Below are 16980 nucleotides of genomic sequence, written 5' to 3'. Positions count from 1 at the left end.
TGACCGGATGAAAATCATCATCCTTGGGGCAGGGCAGGTTGGTGGCACCTTGGCCGAACATTTGGCCAGCGAAGCCAACGACATCACCGTGGTCGACACCGACAGCGAGCGCCTGCGCAACCTCGGCGACCGCCTCGACATCCGCACCGTACAAGGCCGCGCCTCGTTCCCGACCGTGCTGCGCCAGGCCGGTGCGGATGACGCCGACATGCTGGTGGCCGTGACCAACAGTGACGAAACCAACATGGTCGCCTGCCAGGTGGCCCACACCCTGTTCCACACGCCGACCAAGATCGCCCGCGTACGCGAAGCGGCCTACCTGACCCGCGCCGGGCTGTTCGACAACGACGCGATTCCGGTAGACGTACTGATCAGTCCGGAACAGGTGGTAACCCACTACATCAAGCGCCTGATCGAAATCCCGGGTGCTCTGCAAGTGATCGACTTTGCCGGCGGCAAGGCGCAACTGGTCGCGGTAAAGGCCTACTACGGCGGTCCGCTGGTGGGCCAGCAACTGCGCCAGTTGCGCGAGCATATGCCGAATGTGGAAACCCGCGTCGCGGCGATTTTCCGGCGTGACCGTCCGATCCTGCCCCAGGGCGATACGGTGATCGAGGCCGACGACGAAGTGTTTTTCATCGCCGCCAAGGCGAATATTCGCGCGGTGATGAGCGAAATGCGCCGCCTCGACGAAACCTACAAGCGCATCGTCATCGCCGGCGGTGGGCAGATCGGCGAGCGTCTGGCCGAAGCCATCGAAAGCCGCTACCAGGTCAAGATCATCGAGATGAGCCCGGCACGTTGCCGGCATTTGTCCGACACCCTGGACAGCACCGTCGTACTGCAAGGCAGCGCCTCGGACCGCGACCTGCTGATGGAAGAAAACATCGCCGACGCCGACATCTTCCTGGCACTGACCAACGATGACGAAGCCAACATCATGTCGTCGTTGCTGGCCAAGCGGCTGGGGGCAAAGAAGGTGATGACCATCATCAACAACCCAGCCTACGTGGACCTGATCCAGGGCGGTGATATCGACATCGCCATCAGCCCGCAGCTGGCTACCATCGGCACCTTGCTCGCCCACGTACGCCGGGGCGATATCGTCAGCGTGCACTCCCTGCGCCGTGGTGCGGCGGAAGCCATCGAGGCGATTGCCCATGGCGACTCCAAGTCGAGCAAGGTGATCGGCAAGGCCATCGGCGATATCGGCTTGCCGCCAGGTACCACCATTGGCGCGATCATCCGTGACGAAGAGGTGATCATTGCCCACGACGATACGGTGATCCAAACCGGGGACCATGTGATTCTGTTCCTGGTGGACAAGAAACATATCCGCGATGTGGAGAAGCTGTTCCACGTGGGGTTGAGCTTTTTCTGATCGAATGGAGTGAACGGCATGCTCGAATCCCTGGAGAAAATGCTCGCCAAGGGTGTGGATAACGCGCTGCTGCGGTTTGGCTTGGGCAAGGGTTATCTGGATCTGAAGGACAACGCCAAGGCGGCGGAGCATTTGAGCAAGTGCGTCGAGTTCGACCCGAAGTATTCGGCGGCGTGGAAGTTGTTGGGCAAGGCGCTGTTGGGGTTGGAAGATCGTGCAGCGGCGCGGCTGGCGTGGGAGAAGGGGATAGAAGCGGCGCTTGCTCACGGCGACAAGCAGGCAGAGAAAGAGATGACTGTGTTCCTGAAAAAAATCGATCGCCAAGCCTGAGCAGGACTTAAATGTGGGAGGGGGCTTGCCCCCGATGGCAGTGTGTCAGTCGATACATATTTGACTGAGCAACCGCTATCGGGGGCAAGCCCCCTCCCACATTGGTTTTGCGTTGATCTTGAATCAGTACCAGCGCTCTTCACCCGGCGGGCGTTTCTTGAAGCGCTTCATGCTCCACATGTACTGGCTCGGGTAGGCACCGACGTAACGTTCCACCACCTTGCTCATCGCCGCGCAGGACGTGGCGGTATCGGTGCTGTACATGTCTTCCGGCGCCGCTTCCAGAATCACCTTGTAGCCCGAGCCATCCGGCAGCCGCAGTGCATGCAGGAACACGCCCACCGCCTTGTGACCAGCGAGCATGTTCGGCACGAACTTGCTGGTGAGCGCCTGGGTGGCGAAGAACGGCACGAAGATCCCGGCGGATTCGGCCGGCTCCGGATCGGCGGGAATCCCCACCTGGCCGCCCTTGCGCACTTCCTTGATCACGCTGAGGATGCCTTCCTTGGTCGACGCGGCCACGCGGTTACCCAGTTGCACGCGCTGCTTGCGCAGCAGTTCATCCACCGCCTTGAGCTTGGGCGGGCGGTAGAAAATGATCGGCTTGCACTGGCTGCAATAGAAGTGGTTGAGCACTTCCCAGTTGCCCAGATGGCTGGTGATGCCGACCACGCCTTTGCCCGAGGCCAGGGCTTCGTGCAGCAATTCCAGGCCTTCGACTTCACGTACCAGGTCGATGGAGCGCTGGGCCGGCCAGATCCAGGCGCAGGCGCTTTCGGTCAGGGACTTGCCGATGTCCATCAGGCTCTGGCCGACCAGGCGCTCACGGGCAGCCGGGTCCATGTCCGGGAAGCACTTGGAGAGGTTGATCCGCACCGTGTCACGGGAGCGGTTGGGGGTTTTCCACATGATCCAGCCGATGGCCGTGCCAACCGCCTGGACAGCGCGCCAGGGCAGCAGGGCAAACAACCGCAGAGCGCCTACCAGCAAGGCGCCTTTAAACTTTTCCACAGGTCACTCCTGATCGTGTGTGGTGCGCAAAGCGCGCATTCTAACCGGCGTTGGCCAAGTCCGCGTAACGGTCGCAGTCCTGAGTGTGGTCCATGACCATGCCCGAGGCCTGCATGAAGGCGTAGCAAATGGTCGGCCCGACGAAGGTGAAACCGGCTTTTTTCAGGGCCTTGCTCATGGCTTCGGCTTCGGGCGTGATCGCCGGGACTTCGCTGCGGTCCTTGAAGTGATTGACCTTGGGTTTGCCGCCAACGAAGGACCAGAGCAAACCCACCGGGTCCTCCAGAGCCAGCCAGGCAGCGGCGTTGCGCCGAGTGGCGTTAAGCTTCAGGCGGTTGCGCACGATGCCCGGATCGAGCATCAGCGCGTCTATCTCGGCGTCGCTCAGTTGGGCCAACCGCTGCGCATCAAACCCGAACAAGACCTTCCGATAATGCTCGCGTTTGCGTAAAACGGTGATCCAGGACAGGCCCGCCTGGAACCCTTCGAGCAAAAGCAACTCGAACAAACCCTGCGCATCGCGCAGCGGCGTTCCCCACTCCTGATCGTGATAAGCCATGTACAGCGGATCTTCAGAACACCAAAAGCAGCGTGGCATAAGGCTCCAGGGAGTGGTGGCGGGGCCGAATCGGGTATACTCCCGCTCTTTAAATCGCAGCCCAAGTAACAGGTGAATTTCGTGAGCCAGCCTACGCCAGCCGTGCGTACCTTCCAAGACTTGATCCTCGCCCTCCAGCAATACTGGGCCGAGCAAGGTTGTGTGGTACTTCAGCCCTACGATATGGAAGTAGGCGCCGGCACTTTCCACACCGCTACATTCCTGCGGGCCATCGGCCCGGAAACCTGGAACGCCGCTTATGTGCAGCCCAGTCGTCGCCCGACTGACGGCCGCTACGGCGAAAACCCGAACCGTCTGCAGCACTACTACCAGTTCCAGGTGGTATTGAAGCCGAACCCGGACAACTTCCAGGAACTCTACCTGGGCTCGCTCAAGCATGTGGGCCTGGACCCATTGGTCCACGACATCCGTTTCGTCGAAGACAACTGGGAATCGCCGACCCTGGGCGCCTGGGGCCTGGGCTGGGAAGTCTGGCTCAACGGCATGGAAGTGACGCAGTTCACTTACTTCCAGCAGGCCGGTGGTATCGAGTGCTACCCGGTGACCGGCGAGATCACCTACGGTCTCGAGCGCCTGGCCATGTACCTGCAGGGCGTGGACTCGGTCTACGACCTGGTGTGGGCTGACGGCCCGTTCGGCAAGGTCACCTACGGCGACGTGTTCCACCAGAACGAAGTGGAGCAGTCCACCTACAACTTCGAACACGCCAACGTCGACAAGCTGTTCGAACTGTTCGATTTCTACGAAAGCGAAGCCAAGCGCCTGATCGAGCTCGACCAGCCGCTGCCGTTGCCAAGCTATGAAATGGTGTTGAAGGCCTCCCATACCTTCAACCTGCTGGATGCGCGCCGTGCCATCTCGGTAACCGCGCGCCAGCAATACATCCTGCGTGTACGCACCCTGGCGCGTTCCGTCGCCCAAGCCTACCTGCTGGCTCGCGCCAAGCTGGGCTTCCCGATGGCCACCCCGGACCTGCGTGATGAAGTGTTGGCTAAGCTGGAGGCTGCACAATGAGTGTTCAAGATTTCCTGGTTGAACTGGGCACCGAAGAGCTGCCACCCAAGGCACTGAACACCCTGGCCGATGCGTTCCTGGCCGGTATCGAAAAGGGCCTGCAAACCGCCGGCCTGAAGTTCGCCGCGAAAAAAGTCTACGCCGCGCCGCGCCGCCTGGCCGTGTTGCTGACCGCACTGGAAACCCAGCAGCCGGACCGCAGCATCAACCTCGACGGCCCACCGCGCCAGGCCGCTTTCGACGCCGAAGGCAACCCGACCCAGGCTGCCCTGGGTTTCGCCAAGAAGTGTGGCGTGGAACTGAGTGAGATCGACCAGAGCGGCCCGAAACTGCGGTTCAGCCAGGTCATCACGGGCAAGCCGACCGCCAGCCTGCTGCCAACCATCGTCGAAGATTCGTTGAACGACCTGCCGATCCCCAAGCGTATGCGCTGGGGTGCACGCAAGGAAGAGTTCGTACGCCCAACCCAATGGCTGGTGATGCTGCTCGGTGACCAGGTCATCGACTGCACCATCCTCGCCCAGAAGGCCGGCCGTGACTCCCGTGGCCACCGCTTCCATCATCCGCAAGCGGTACGTATCACTTCGCCGGCCAACTACCTCAATGACCTGCGCGCTGCCTATGTGCTGGCTGATGCCAACGAGCGTCGCGAGCTGATCAGCAAGCGCACCGAAGAACTGGCCCGCCTGCAGGAGGGCACCGCCATCGTGCCGCCAAGCCTGCTCGACGAAGTGACCGCGCTGGTTGAATGGCCGGTGCCGCTGGTGTGCTCGTTCGAGGAGCGTTTCCTCGACGTGCCGCAGGAAGCCCTGATCACCACCATGCAGGACAACCAGAAGTACTTCTGCCTGCTGGACGTGGACGGTAAATTGCTGCCGCGCTTTATCACCGTGGCCAACATCGAGAGCAAGGACCCGCAGCAGATCATCGCCGGTAACGAGAAAGTCGTGCGCCCGCGCCTGACCGACGCCGAGTTCTTCTTCAAGCAAGACAAGAAACAGAAGCTGGAAGACTTCAACCTGCGCCTGCAGAACGTGGTATTCCAGGAAAAACTCGGCAGCGTCTACGACAAAGCTGTGCGGGTTTCCAAGCTGGCCGCCTACATTGCGCCGCGCATTGGTGGTGACTCCGCCTGGGCTGCCCGCGCTGGCCTGCTGTCCAAGTGCGACCTGGCCACCGAGATGGTCGGCGAGTTCCCGGAGATGCAAGGCGTAGCCGGTTACTACTACGCCCTCAACGACGGCGAGCCGGACGACGTGGCACTGGCCCTGAACGAGCAGTACATGCCGCGCGGTGCCGGCGCTGAATTGCCAAGCACCCTGACCGGTGCAGCCGTGGCCATCGCCGACAAGCTGGACACCCTGGTGGGTATCTTCGGTATCGGCATGTTGCCAACCGGCAGCAAAGACCCGTATGCCCTGCGCCGTGCGGCCCTGGGCGTGCTGCGTATCCTGATCGACAAAAAGCTGGACCTCGACCTGACCCAGGCCGTGGTGTTCGCGGTCGGCCAGTTCGGTGCCAAGGTCAAGCAGGCCGGCCTGGCCGAGCAAGTGCTGGAGTTTGTGTTCGACCGCCTGCGTGCGCGGTACGAAGACGAAGGCGTGGACGTGTCGGTGTACCTGTCGGTACGTGCCCTGCAGCCGGGTTCGGCGCTGGACTTCGACCAGCGCGTACAAGCCGTGCAGGCGTTCCGCAAACTGCCGGAAGCCGACGCCCTGGCCGCCGTGAACAAGCGTGTGTCGAACCTGCTGAGCAAGGCCGAAGGCCTGGGCAACGCTGACGTCGACCCTGGCCTGTTTGCCGATGCCAAGGAGTTCTCGCTGAACTCGGCCATCGCCAAGGCGGAAAACGCGGTGAAACCGCTGATCGCTGAGCGCAACTACGCCGAAGCATTGGCGCGCCTGGCCACCTTGCGTGAGCCGGTGGATGCGTTCTTCGAAGCGGTGATGATCAATGCCGACGATGCCGGCGTGCGGAAAAACCGCTACGCCATGCTGGCGCGCCTGCGTGGCTTGTTCGTCAACATCGCTGACATTTCGACGCTGAGCTGACCATGTTGAAACTGCTGATTCTCGATCGGGACGGGGTGATCAACTACGACTCCGACGCTTACATCAAGTCGGTGGCGGAATGGATTCCACTGCCCGGCTCCATCGAGGCCATCGCGCAGTTGAGCAAAGCCGGCTGGACGGTGGCGATCGCCACCAACCAGTCCGGAATTGCTCGCGGGTACTACGACATCGCCACCCTGGACGCCATGCACGCACGCCTGCGTGCACTGGTGGCCGAGCAGGGCGGTGAGGTGGGGCTGGTGGTGTACTGCCCCCACGGGCCGGATGAGGGCTGCAATTGCCGCAAACCCAAGCCTGGCATGTTGAAAACCATTGCAGAACATTACAAGGTGCCCTTGGCTGGGCTATGGTTCGTCGGGGACAGCCTCGGTGACCTGGAGGCGGCCAAAGCCGTCGACTCTCAGCCAGTTTTGGTCAAGACCGGGAAAGGCGAAAAGACCCAGGCGAAAAACCTGCCGGTAGGCACCTTGATTTTTGACGATCTGGCGGCCGTTGCCGCAGAACTTATCAACAACTAGCCGCCCTCGACTTCCTGACCAAGGACTGTTCGGGAGTGCGCTTTTAACAGGCGGGCGTTGTCCCGCAACGGTAAATGCCGCCATGTCGATTTTGCAGGCCATCAGAACCTTTTTCTTTTACCTGCTGTTGGGCACCAGTTCGTTTCTCTGGTGCACCCTGAGCTTTTTTATTGCGCCCTTCTTGCCGTTCAAGGCGCGCTATCGCTTCATCAACGTTTACTGGTGCCGTTGCGCGCTGTGGCTGACCAAGGTGTTCCTGAACATCCGCTTCGAGATCGGGGGCGCGGAAAATGTCCCGGACCAGCCGTGCGTGATTCTGTCGAACCACCAGAGCACTTGGGAGACGTTCTTTCTCTCGGCGTACTTCTCGCCGTTGAGCCAGGTGCTCAAGCGTGAGTTGCTGTATGTGCCGTTCTTCGGCTGGGCCATGGCCATGTTGCGTCCGATCGCCATCGACCGCGACAACCCCAAGGCAGCGCTCAAGCACGTGGCCAAGAAGGGCGATGAACTGCTCAAGGATAACGTGTGGGTACTGATCTTCCCGGAAGGGACTCGCGTGCCCTACGGCACCGTAGGCAAGTTCTCACGCGGGGGTACGGCTTTGGCAGTCAACGCCAACTTGCCCGTGCTGCCGATTGCCCATAACGCCGGCAAGTTCTGGCCAAAGACCGGATGGGCCAAGCGCGAAGGCATCATCACCGTGGTGATTGGCGAACCGATGTACGCAGAAGGTGAAGGCCCACGTGCCATTGCAGCGCTGAATGACCGCGCTCAGGCGTGGAATGAAGCGCAGCAACGGGCAATGGGTTCGCTGCCGCCAGAGCCTGTTGTGGTCGACACGCCGGTGATCTGAGCATCTGTGGATAACCTGTGTACGGTTTGTTGGCGAATTGTGCTTTTTTAATCATAACAGCCTGATTTTATTGCATATTTCCCAAGCTCATAAAATCTCGGAAAAGGTGCATAAGTTTTTTCCGCATAAAAAAACCGGTCCTTGCGACCGGTTTTTTATGCACAGCAGAAAAGTACGTTTTTTCAGTCTTCCAGCAGGGGTAGTTGCAGGCTGAACGTGGTGCCTTTGCCTACCACGCTTTCGCAACGGATATGTCCACCGTGGCGCTCGACTACCGCCTTGACCATGGTCAACCCCAACCCCAATCCTTCACTACCCTGAGCGGACTCAAAGCGCCGGTATTGGCTGAATAGCTCCGGCAAATCCTCTGCCGCAATCCCCGGCCCCTGGTCGCTGATACGGCATTCCAACCAGCCCTGCGCACTGCTGTGCCGCAACCTGACGGTGGTACCGGAAGAGGAGTATTTGATCGCGTTCTCCAGCACATTGAACAACGCACGAGTGAGCAGCGACTGGTCAGCGGAGACCATGCCCTCGTCGGCCTCATCCAGATCATGAACCAGGTGGATCCCCTTGAGCTGGGCGATCAGCGCCACCTGATCAAAGGCGTCCATCACCAACATCGCAAACAGCGTCGGCTGGAACTGGTAACCGTCAGCTTCGGCCTTCGCCAGTTGCACGAAAGATTCGGTAAGGCCCAGGGCGCGGCGAACCTGTTGTTCTATCTGGGCGAAGACTGGGGACTCGCCGTTATGCACATCCAGCAGCGCGAGGATCGCCGAGTGCGGTGCACGCAAGTCATGAGAGAGGAAACGCAACATGGTTTCGCGGTGCTGTTGCGCATCACGCTCCTTGCTCAAATCCGTCAGGCTCAACAGCCAGCCCAGTGCAACATCACCTTCGGCCGGCAGCAAGGGTGCCAATTCCATGCGCAGGCTGCGTTGATGGATGTCGCGGAACTCGACCAGCTCCAGCGCCGAGAGGGCGGGGCGCACGCCATTGTGCAGCGGCGGGTAGCCCAGGTCGGCCAATTGTTCCAGCAGGTTTTCGGTGACCAGGTCATTGCCGAACACCTCGCGGGCAATGCGGTTGGCCAGCAGGATGTTACCCATGGGGTCGGTAATCAGCGTCGCTACCGGCAGGCACTCCAGGCCATCGGCCATGAAGCGCCGCGTATCCCGCGTGCGGCTTACGGCCTGCTCCAGGGCAAAGATACGCGCTTGCAGCACGTCGCCTTTGCTGGCGGGCGCACGGCGGCGTTCGGGCAGGACTTTGGGTTCGTTATCCAGGCGCGCCAACTCCCAGCCGAAGTAGGCGAGGATCACGCTCAGGCGACGCCAGTTCCAGATCAGGTAGCTGAGCAGCAACCCAATCAGGCACGCGGCGGGCGACCACCAGTGGCCCAGGCGCAACAAGGCCCAGGCGCCGAGCAACGCAGCGATCATGCAGCCCAGGGTCATCCACAGTGCATAGCGCGGGCGATAGAGCAGCAGGCCCAGCAACAACGCCACCAGGGAGGTCGCCATCAGCGCCGCGAGCCAGCCCGGCAGGTCGACAATGCTGCGACCTTGCAGCAAGCCGTTGAGCACGTTGGCCTGGATTTCCACGCCTGCCGTTGTACCGACCGTGGAGGAGAGGGGGGTGACGAACCGATCCCCCATACCGGAAGCCGTTGAACCCACCAGGATCAGGCGGCCTCGTAGCTGCTCGGGAGGAACCTCACCGCGCAATACGCTGACGTAGGACACGCTGGGGAAATGGGTATGGGGTGCGATAAACGGGATGCGGATGGCGTGTTCACGGTGCCAGTGTTGTGCGATCGCCTGCTGCGGCTCGCCCGGCATGTCCGATAGCTCGCCGCTCATCTCATAGGCCAGCCAGGCCAGTTGCGGTGCCGTCGTCTCGGGAGGGCCTTCACGTAGATACAGGCTGCGGACCACGCCGTCGCTGTCCGCTTCGACATTGATGTGGCCCACGCCCTTGGCGCACTTATGCAACGCCAGCATCTGACCACCGGGCTGGCTATAACTTGAAGTGCCCTCACGTACCAGAGGCAGCAAGACGTTGCCTGCATTGCATACCGCTTCGGCCAAGCGTATGTCATTGGCGGGATCGCCGGGCTCACTGAAGATCACATCGAAGAGGATACCCGCCGGTTGACTGGCGCTGAGGCGGTCGATCAGGTCGGCGTGCAAGCTGCGTGGCCAGGGCCACTGGCCAAGCTTCTTCAGGCTGGCGTCATCAATGGTCACCAGCAGGATGCGCGGGTCTACAGGAAGCGGGGTAAGGCGCCGAAGGCTGTCGTACAGCGGATTATTCAACGCCAGGCCTGGGCTCAACGACAGATAGACGGTAACAGGCAGCAACAGCAACCCGATCCACAACCACTCGCGAACCAGGCCATGAAACAGGCGCTGGGCATGGGTGGGCTGGCGTTTTTCGGTCTTGCCCCAGAGCTTCATAGGTCAATGTGCCTGGGTGGTGGGTGGGTAGTAAAAGATGTCATAGACCCCGGTTTCTCCCTCCAGCCCGTTTTCATCGTAGGCCGAAAGGCGCACGTGGTAGAACGAGGCTTTGAGCCCAGTGAAGCTCATTTTCGGCGCACTGGAAAAGTTTTCCTGCTTGATGTCCATGAAGGCTTTGTCGGTAGCGACCTGTGCCCGGTATCGCTGGGCTCCGGGCAAAGGCCGGAGGTACAGGCTCCAGACCGGCGCATCGCCTTTCTGGCCGTCCTGACCCACGAGCTTCGGTGCAGCAAGTAGCTCAACCGGTTTCAGGTCTCCCTGCTTCCTGAACAGCAGACCTTGCCGGGCATCGATTTTTACCTCCTGTTCCATCGGCTGGTTTTTTGCCTCGCGGCTGACGGCAACCTGCCCGTCCAACACTTCGAGCAGCGATTGCTCTGCGTCGTTACGCACCCGGAAATGCGTGCCGCGTACGCCCAACACCCCCACGGGGGTCACGATCTGAAAACGATCATGGTCGCTGGTACGTTTGATCACATACGCTTCCGCCTGACCTTGTTCGAGTACAACCTGGGGAATCGACAGCTTGCGCTCCAGATGCAATCGAACCTGTGAACTTGCGGGCAACACCACGCGGGATCCGTCACCGAGCAACAGGCTGACAAACGCCGACGCCGAGGTCTTCACGCCTTCCTGTTCATCAATGGTCATGCCTTCCAGCAAAACGCTCGCCTGGCCCTTGGTATCAATTTTCCAGGCTTCCCCGGTGAGATGCTGAACCACCGCCGGCAGGGGTTGGGGGCGACACAGCATGTGATCATCGATATAAGGCGTGCGCGTCTTGCCAACCGCCCCTGCAGAACCGACAGCCATGATCAACAATGAGGGGAGGGCGCGGCACAGGCGGTTCGAAGAAAGGATCATGGTGCTCATCAAGATTAGGTTCCAGAAGGTATCTGACACCAGCACGCAGGAGTGTACGGCAGCGCATGCGTCGGCTGATCCTTTTCCTTATGGGCGGGAGCCGGTATCTTTCCCACATCGGTATCAAGGACTTTCAATGGGTTAATCGCACATTGATGCCAGCGTACCGAGAGATCCAAGGGGTCGACGGATCTGAACACAATTCTTCAGATTCAGAGACCGGCATCTGCGCAGTACGTGCCCATCACTAACCCGGCTGACGGCTGCCGTATTTTTCAAGAAGAAAGGACCCACCCATGCGTGTCGCAATACTGGATGACGAACCCGCGGAACTGCGACGGGTGGAACAGACACTGCGACAAATCCCCAGCACCGCCGAACAACCCTGGACTCTGCACTGCTTCGAACGCGGTGAAGACCTGCTACGCCAATTGCGCCGGGAAACCTTCGACCTGTTGATACTCGATTGGCAATTGCCGGATATCAGCGGTATTGCTCTGTTGCGCTGGACCCGTGAACACATGGAGTCGCCGCCTGCGGTCATCATGCTGACCAGCCGCGATGCAGAGAGCGATATCGTCACTGCGCTGAACAGTGGTGCCGATGATTATGTCAGCAAGCCCTTCCGTCCCAATGAACTGAAGGCGAGGGTGACGGCGGTTCTACGTCGCCACGGCCTGCAGAAATCAGCCAACCATGAAGTGCAGAGCTTCAACGACCTGACCTTTGATGATGCGGAGTTGACCGTGACCCGGGCGGGCAAACCGATCAACCTCACCGAACGCGAGTACCGTCTGGCCAGTTGCTTGTTTGCCAACCTGGCCCGACCGCTTTCCCGAGAGTATCTCTATGAGCGGTTTTGGACCCACGAAGAAATGGTGTCGTCGCGGCCGCTCGATACGCATATCTATCGACTGCGTAATAAGTTGGGACTGACCGCGGATAGGGGGTGGCAGCTGTTGACGATCTATGGGTACGGTTACCGATTGGAAAGTGTAGCGGTGCCCTCGCAACAGGGCTGAAAACCAGAATGTTCCACGTGGAGCATTCAGCAGACAGCGGATATTCACCCAATAAAAAAGGCCAACGCATAGCGTTGGCCTTTTGGGTTCAGCAGACTATCAGAATCAGAAGTCCAGGTTGGAGACCGCCAGGGCATTACTTTCAATGAAGTCACGACGAGGCTCGACCGCATCACCCATCAGGGTGTTGAAGATCTGGTCCGCGCCAATGGCGTCCTCGATGGTCACGCGCAGCATGCGACGCTGAGCAGGGTCCATGGTGGTTTCCCACAGCTGATCCGGGTTCATTTCACCCAGACCTTTGTAGCGCTGGATGGTATGGCGCTTGGTGCTTTCGGCCATCAGCCAATCGAGGGCTTCCTTGAATTCCTTGACCTGCTTCTTGCGTTCGCCACGTTGAATATAAGCGCCGTCGTCCAACAGGGTGCTCAGTTGCGCGCCCAGCGTTACTACGGTCTTGTAGTCATTGCTGCCGAAGAAGTCGCGGTTGAAGGTGACGTAGTTCGACAGGCCGTGGGAGATCAGTTCGACCTCTGGCAGCCATACGTTACGTTCACGGTCTTCACGCAGGCTGGCTTTGTACACCAGGCCGGACTTCTCGACAGTGCGCAGACGCACTTCGTACTGGGCCAGCCAATCCTGCATGTGCGCGTGGTCGCCCAGTTGCTCCAGGCTGACGGCTGGCAGGTAGATGAAGTGCTCGGTCAACTCCTGAGGGTACAGGCGCGACAGACGCTTGAGGGTCTTCATCACCATGCGGAAGTCGTTAACCAGACGCTCCAACGCTTCACCGGAGATACCCGGAGCCTCATCGTTCAAGTGCAGGCTGGCATCTTCCAGGGCCGACTGCGTCATGTACTCTTCCATGGCGTCGTCGTCTTTGATGTATTGCTCTTGCTTGCCTTTTTTGACTTTGTACAACGGCGGCTGGGCGATGTAGATGTAGCCACGCTCGATCAGCTCCGGCAACTGACGGAAGAAGAAGGTCAGCAGCAGGGTCCGGATGTGCGAACCGTCGACGTCAGCATCGGTCATGATGATGATGTTGTGGTAGCGCAGCTTATCGATGTTGTACTCGTCGCGGCCGATACCGCAGCCCAACGCTGTGATCAAGGTGCCAACTTCCTGGGAAGAAATCATCTTGTCGAAGCGCGCCTTCTCGACGTTGAGGATCTTACCCTTCAACGGCAGGATGGCCTGGGTGCGACGGTTACGACCCTGCTTGGCGGAACCGCCAGCAGAGTCACCTTCCACCAGGTACAGTTCGGAGAGGGCAGGGTCCTTCTCCTGGCAGTCAGCCAGTTTGCCCGGCAGGCCAGCGATATCCAGCGCACCTTTACGACGGGTCATCTCACGTGCTTTACGCGCCGCTTCACGGGCACGTGCAGCGTCGATCATCTTGCCAACGACCAACTTGGCTTCGTTCGGGTTCTCCAGCAGGAAGTCGGAGAAATACTTGCCCATTTCCTGTTCAACGGCAGTCTTCACTTCGGAAGACACCAGCTTGTCTTTGGTCTGGGAGCTGAACTTGGGATCCGGCACTTTCACCGAAATAATCGCGGTCAGGCCTTCACGCGCATCATCACCGGTGGTGGCGACTTTGTGCTTCTTGGCCAGGCCTTCGGCCTCGATATAGGTATTCAGGTTACGCGTCAGTGCGGAACGGAAACCCACCAGGTGAGTACCGCCGTCGCGCTGAGGAATGTTGTTGGTGAAGCACAACAGGTTCTCGTTGAAACTGTCGTTCCACTGAAGGGCGATTTCCACGCCAATGCCGTCTTCACGCTGGATGTTGAAGTGGAACACCTGGTTGACCGCAGTCTTGTTGGTGTTCAGGTATTCAACGAACGCACGCAAGCCGCCTTCGTACTTGAACAGCTCTTCCTTGCCGCTGCGCTCGTCCTTGAGGACGATACCCACGCCGGAGTTAAGGAACGACAGTTCACGAATCCGCTTGGCCAGGATGTCCCAGCTGAAGTGGATATTCTTGAAGGTTTCAGCCGATGGCTTGAAGTGGATCTGGGTACCGGTGGTTTCACTGTCGCCGACGATTTTCATCGGTTCTTGTGGAACACCGTGGACGTACGTCTGTTCCCAGATCTTGCCGCTACGGCGCACGGTCAGGATCAGCTCTTCGGACAGTGCGTTCACTACCGAAACGCCAACACCGTGCAAACCACCGGAGACCTTATAGGAGTTGTCGTCGAACTTACCGCCGGCGTGGAGCACGGTCATGATGACCTCCGCCGCCGAGACGCCTTCTTCTTTGTGCACGTCTACTGGAATACCGCGACCGTTGTCACGCACGGTAATAGACTCATCCGGGTGGATGATGATGCTGATGTCGTCGCAGTGACCGGCCAAAGCTTCGTCGATGGAGTTGTCGACCACCTCGAACACCATGTGGTGCAGACCGCTACCGTCATCAGTGTCGCCAATGTACATACCGGGACGTTTGCGTACGGCATCCAAACCTTTCAGCACTTTAATGCTGGTCGAGTCGTACGTGTTTTCTTCGCTCATGCCTTCACTCCCGATGGTCGTGGGTCTGGGTGATACGGCCTTGTTCCACGTGGAACAAAGCGACTGGCGTTTCCGTCTGCCAGCCTTCCCTCAATAATTCGTGGTCTACACAAGTGATAAACACCTGGCAGCGTAATTCTTCCAACAAGCGGCATAGCGCGTGGCGGTGCTGCTCGTCGAGTTCCGACGGCAAGTCGTCCACCAGATAAATACACTGACCGCGCCGGGCTTGGCTCACTAAGTGGCCCTGGGCAATACGCAGTGCGCACACCACCAACTTCTGCTGGCCACGGGACAAAATGTCCGCAGCATTGTGAGCGCCTAATCTAAGGCGCAAATCAGCCCGTTGTGGTCCGGCCTGGGTATGGCCAATTTGCTGATCCCGCTGCAGGGACGTCGCGAGCACTGCACTCAGCTCACGCTCTTTATCCCAACCACGGTAGTAGCTCAGCGTCAGCCCTTCGAGGTCCAACAACTCACTCAAGGTCTGCTCAAAGACTGGTTTCAAGGCTTTGATATAGGCGCGGCGGTATTCATCTATTTCGTCGCTGGCCAGGCACAGTTCACGGTCCCAGGCCGCTTGCGAAGCGGCGTCAAGTGTACCATGCCGCAGCCATGAGTTCCGCTGCCGCAGGGCCTTCTGCAAGCGCTGCCACGTGGCCATGAAACGTGGTTCCACGTGGAACACTCCCCAATCGAGGAATTGCCTGCGGATTTTCGGGGCACCCTCCAACAAACGAAAGCTGTCGGGGTTGATCAATTGCAGCGGCAGAATTTCCGCCAGCTGCGCGGCACTGCGAGCATTTTGCCCGTCAATGCGGATTTGGAACTCTCCACCGCGATCTCGGGATATGCCCAGGCTGCTATGCCCACCTTCCGCCAGTTCGACCTGGCCAAACACCGTGCACGCCAATTGTTCGTACTGGATGACGGGTAACAGGCGAGCGCTGCGGAAGGAACGGGCAAGCCCCAACAGATGAATGGCTTCCAGCACGCTGGTTTTGCCACTGCCGTTAGCGCCGTGGAGGATATTGATGCGGGGAGAGGGGGAGAAGGTCACCGGGTGCAGATTGCGCACCGCGGTGACCGAGACGCGACTGAGGGACATCTAGCTTCTGCTGAGCATGGTTACAGGCGCATCGGCATGACTACGTAAGCCGAGTCATCGTTGTCGGATTCCTGCACCAGGGCGCTGCTATTGGAGTCCGACAGAATCAGACGAACCTGTTCGGTGGTCATCACACCCAGTACGTCCAACAGATAGCTCACGTTGAAGCCGATTTCCAGCGAACCGCCGTTGTAGTCAACGCCCACTTCTTCTTCCGCTTCTTCCTGCTCCGGGTTGTTCGCCTGGATTTTCAACTGACCGTTGGCCAGTTGCAGACGGATACCACGGTACTTCTCGTTGGACAGGATCGCGGTACGGCTGAACGCTTCACGCAGCGCTTGGCGATCGCCCAGCACCAGCTTGTCGCCACCTTTAGGCAACACGCGCTCGTAATCCGGGAACTTGCCGTCAACCAGCTTGGAAGTGAAAGTGAATTCGCCGGTAGTCGCGCGGATATGGTGCTGCCCCAGCACGATGCTGACGTTGCCTTCCGGTTCTGTAAGCAGACGCGCCAGCTCAAGGATACCCTTGCGCGGCACGATCACCTGGTGACGATCCGGTTGGCCGATATCGGCACGCATCGAACACATCGCCAGACGGTGACCGTCGGTGGCCACCGCGCGGATAATACCTTCCGACACTTCCAACAGCATGCCGTTGAGGTAGTAGCGTACATCCTGCTGAGCCATGGCGAAGCTGGTGCGCTCGATCAAGCGACGCAGCTTGCTCTGATCCAGGCTGCACGTCAGAGAACCCGGGCCTTCTTCAACCGTCGGGAAATCATTTGCCGGCAAGGTGGACAAGGTGAAGCGGCTGCGGCCGGCCTTGACGACCAACTTGGCTTCATCAACCTTGATGTCGATCAACGCATCGTTCGGCAGGCTTTTGCAGATGTCCATCAGCTTGCGCGCCGGCACGGTGATCTCGCCAGGCTCGGCGGGTTCTTCCAGCTGTACACGGCCGACCAGCTCGACTTCCAGGTCGGTACCGGTCAGGGACAATTGCTGGCCTTCGACGACCAGCAATACGTTAGAGAGCACCGGCAAGGTCTGTCGGCGCTCGACGACGCCTGCGACCAGTTGCAGGGGTTTCAACAGGGCTTCGCGTTGAATGGTGAAATGCATGGTCTAGTCCCTTGCC

Annotated in this window: 14 protein-coding genes; 7 read left to right on the top strand and 7 right to left on the bottom strand. The window is 59.6% G+C overall.

The genetic code is table 11. From position 1 onward, the window contains the following. Nucleotides 1–7 precede the first annotated feature (7 nt). Together trkA and K5K89_RS01005 are read left to right on the top strand one after the other, a co-directional pair. Nucleotides 8–1381: a Trk system potassium transporter TrkA gene (trkA, locus tag K5K89_RS01010; protein WP_222540699.1), complete on the top strand. Its 1374-nt coding sequence runs from the start codon at nucleotides 8–10 to the stop codon at nucleotides 1379–1381. 18 nt (nucleotides 1382–1399) lie between these two features. Then, a complete protein-coding gene (locus tag K5K89_RS01005; protein ID WP_222540698.1) occupies nucleotides 1400–1711 on the top strand; it encodes a hypothetical protein in 312 nt (103 codons plus the stop codon). 123 nt (nucleotides 1712–1834) lie between these two features. Here the strand turns inward: K5K89_RS01005 and K5K89_RS01000 are convergent, their stop codons facing one another. Beyond that, nucleotides 1835–2722 (bottom strand): lysophospholipid acyltransferase, encoded by an 888-nt coding sequence (locus tag K5K89_RS01000; protein ID WP_222540697.1) that lies wholly within the window; start codon nucleotides 2720–2722, stop codon nucleotides 1835–1837. 40 nt (nucleotides 2723–2762) lie between these two features. Then, nucleotides 2763–3320 (bottom strand): DNA-3-methyladenine glycosylase I, encoded by a 558-nt coding sequence (locus K5K89_RS00995; RefSeq protein WP_071490896.1) that lies wholly within the window; start codon nucleotides 3318–3320, stop codon nucleotides 2763–2765. An 81-nt stretch (nucleotides 3321–3401) separates the two neighbouring features. Between K5K89_RS00995 and glyQ the strand changes: the two genes are divergently transcribed. From glyQ to K5K89_RS00975, 4 genes are all read left to right on the top strand, one after another. After that, nucleotides 3402–4355 carry a glycine--tRNA ligase subunit alpha gene (glyQ, locus tag K5K89_RS00990; protein WP_003187265.1) on the top strand — a complete coding sequence of 318 codons (954 nt, stop codon included), beginning with the start codon at nucleotides 3402–3404 and terminating at the stop codon, nucleotides 4353–4355. Further along, nucleotides 4352–6406, top strand: a complete 2055-nt coding sequence (gene glyS, locus K5K89_RS00985; RefSeq protein WP_071490895.1) for a glycine--tRNA ligase subunit beta — start codon at nucleotides 4352–4354, stop codon at nucleotides 6404–6406. Before glyQ ends, glyS begins: the two co-directional genes overlap by 4 nt. Before the next feature lie 2 nt (nucleotides 6407–6408). Further along, on the top strand, nucleotides 6409–6945 hold the full coding sequence (gene gmhB, locus K5K89_RS00980; protein ID WP_162276392.1) for a D-glycero-beta-D-manno-heptose 1,7-bisphosphate 7-phosphatase: 537 nt from the start codon (nucleotides 6409–6411) through the stop codon (nucleotides 6943–6945). A gap of 82 nt (nucleotides 6946–7027) precedes the next feature. After that, entirely contained in the window at nucleotides 7028–7798 is a 771-nt protein-coding gene (locus K5K89_RS00975) for a lysophospholipid acyltransferase family protein (protein WP_222540696.1), read from the top strand. A 182-nt stretch (nucleotides 7799–7980) separates the two neighbouring features. On the opposite strand, the gene K5K89_RS00970 is transcribed toward K5K89_RS00975, so the two are convergent. Further along, a complete protein-coding gene (locus K5K89_RS00970) occupies nucleotides 7981–10260 on the bottom strand; it encodes a CHASE2 domain-containing protein (protein WP_071490893.1) in 2280 nt (759 codons plus the stop codon). A 3-nt stretch (nucleotides 10261–10263) separates the two neighbouring features. Then, entirely contained in the window at nucleotides 10264–11196 is a 933-nt protein-coding gene (locus tag K5K89_RS00965; RefSeq protein ID WP_222540695.1) for a FecR domain-containing protein, read from the bottom strand. 287 nt (nucleotides 11197–11483) lie between these two features. Here K5K89_RS00965 and K5K89_RS00960 point away from each other — a divergent pair, with 287 nt between their 5' ends. Next, nucleotides 11484–12209, top strand: a complete 726-nt coding sequence (locus K5K89_RS00960; protein ID WP_071490891.1) for a response regulator transcription factor — start codon at nucleotides 11484–11486, stop codon at nucleotides 12207–12209. Nucleotides 12210–12314: 105 nt separating this feature from the next. On the opposite strand, the gene gyrB is transcribed toward K5K89_RS00960, so the two are convergent. Genes gyrB through dnaN form a run of 3 tightly spaced genes read right to left on the bottom strand, consistent with a single transcriptional unit; the run spans nucleotide 12315 to nucleotide 16964 of the window. Next, on the bottom strand, nucleotides 12315–14732 hold the full coding sequence (gene gyrB, locus K5K89_RS00955; RefSeq protein ID WP_025854386.1) for a DNA topoisomerase (ATP-hydrolyzing) subunit B: 2418 nt from the start codon (nucleotides 14730–14732) through the stop codon (nucleotides 12315–12317). Nucleotides 14733–14736: 4 nt separating this feature from the next. Continuing rightward, the gene (recF, locus tag K5K89_RS00950) at nucleotides 14737–15840 is read right to left on the bottom strand and encodes a DNA replication/repair protein RecF (protein WP_058424369.1); all 1104 of its coding nucleotides are present in this window, start codon (nucleotides 15838–15840) and stop codon (nucleotides 14737–14739) included. Between the two features lie 20 nt (nucleotides 15841–15860). Then, nucleotides 15861–16964, bottom strand: a complete 1104-nt coding sequence (dnaN, locus tag K5K89_RS00945; RefSeq protein WP_058424368.1) for a DNA polymerase III subunit beta — start codon at nucleotides 16962–16964, stop codon at nucleotides 15861–15863. Between the last annotated feature and the right edge of the window lie 16 nt (nucleotides 16965–16980).

The organism is Pseudomonas sp. DR208 (assembly GCF_019823005.1).
Classification (GTDB): Bacteria; Pseudomonadota; Gammaproteobacteria; order Pseudomonadales; family Pseudomonadaceae; genus Aquipseudomonas; species Aquipseudomonas extremorientalis.
This window is presented reverse-complemented; position numbering and strand designations above follow the sequence as displayed.

Coding starts and splice junctions, on each gene's coding strand:
- trkA (WP_222540699.1), top strand. CDS start 8: ATGAAAATCATCATCCTTGGGGCAGGGCAGGTTGGTGGCACCTTGGCC.
- K5K89_RS01005 (WP_222540698.1), top strand. CDS start 1,400: ATGCTCGAATCCCTGGAGAAAATGCTCGCCAAGGGTGTGGATAACGCG.
- K5K89_RS00995 (WP_071490896.1), bottom strand. CDS start 3,320: ATGCCACGCTGCTTTTGGTGTTCTGAAGATCCGCTGTACATGGCTTAT.
- glyS (WP_071490895.1), top strand. CDS start 4,352: ATGAGTGTTCAAGATTTCCTGGTTGAACTGGGCACCGAAGAGCTGCCA.
- gmhB (WP_162276392.1), top strand. CDS start 6,409: ATGTTGAAACTGCTGATTCTCGATCGGGACGGGGTGATCAACTACGAC.
- K5K89_RS00975 (WP_222540696.1), top strand. CDS start 7,028: ATGTCGATTTTGCAGGCCATCAGAACCTTTTTCTTTTACCTGCTGTTG.
- K5K89_RS00970 (WP_071490893.1), bottom strand. CDS start 10,260: ATGAAGCTCTGGGGCAAGACCGAAAAACGCCAGCCCACCCATGCCCAG.
- K5K89_RS00965 (WP_222540695.1), bottom strand. CDS start 11,196: ATGAGCACCATGATCCTTTCTTCGAACCGCCTGTGCCGCGCCCTCCCC.
- K5K89_RS00960 (WP_071490891.1), top strand. CDS start 11,484: ATGCGTGTCGCAATACTGGATGACGAACCCGCGGAACTGCGACGGGTG.
- gyrB (WP_025854386.1), bottom strand. CDS start 14,732: ATGAGCGAAGAAAACACGTACGACTCGACCAGCATTAAAGTGCTGAAA.
- recF (WP_058424369.1), bottom strand. CDS start 15,840: ATGTCCCTCAGTCGCGTCTCGGTCACCGCGGTGCGCAATCTGCACCCG.
- dnaN (WP_058424368.1), bottom strand. CDS start 16,964: ATGCATTTCACCATTCAACGCGAAGCCCTGTTGAAACCCCTGCAACTG.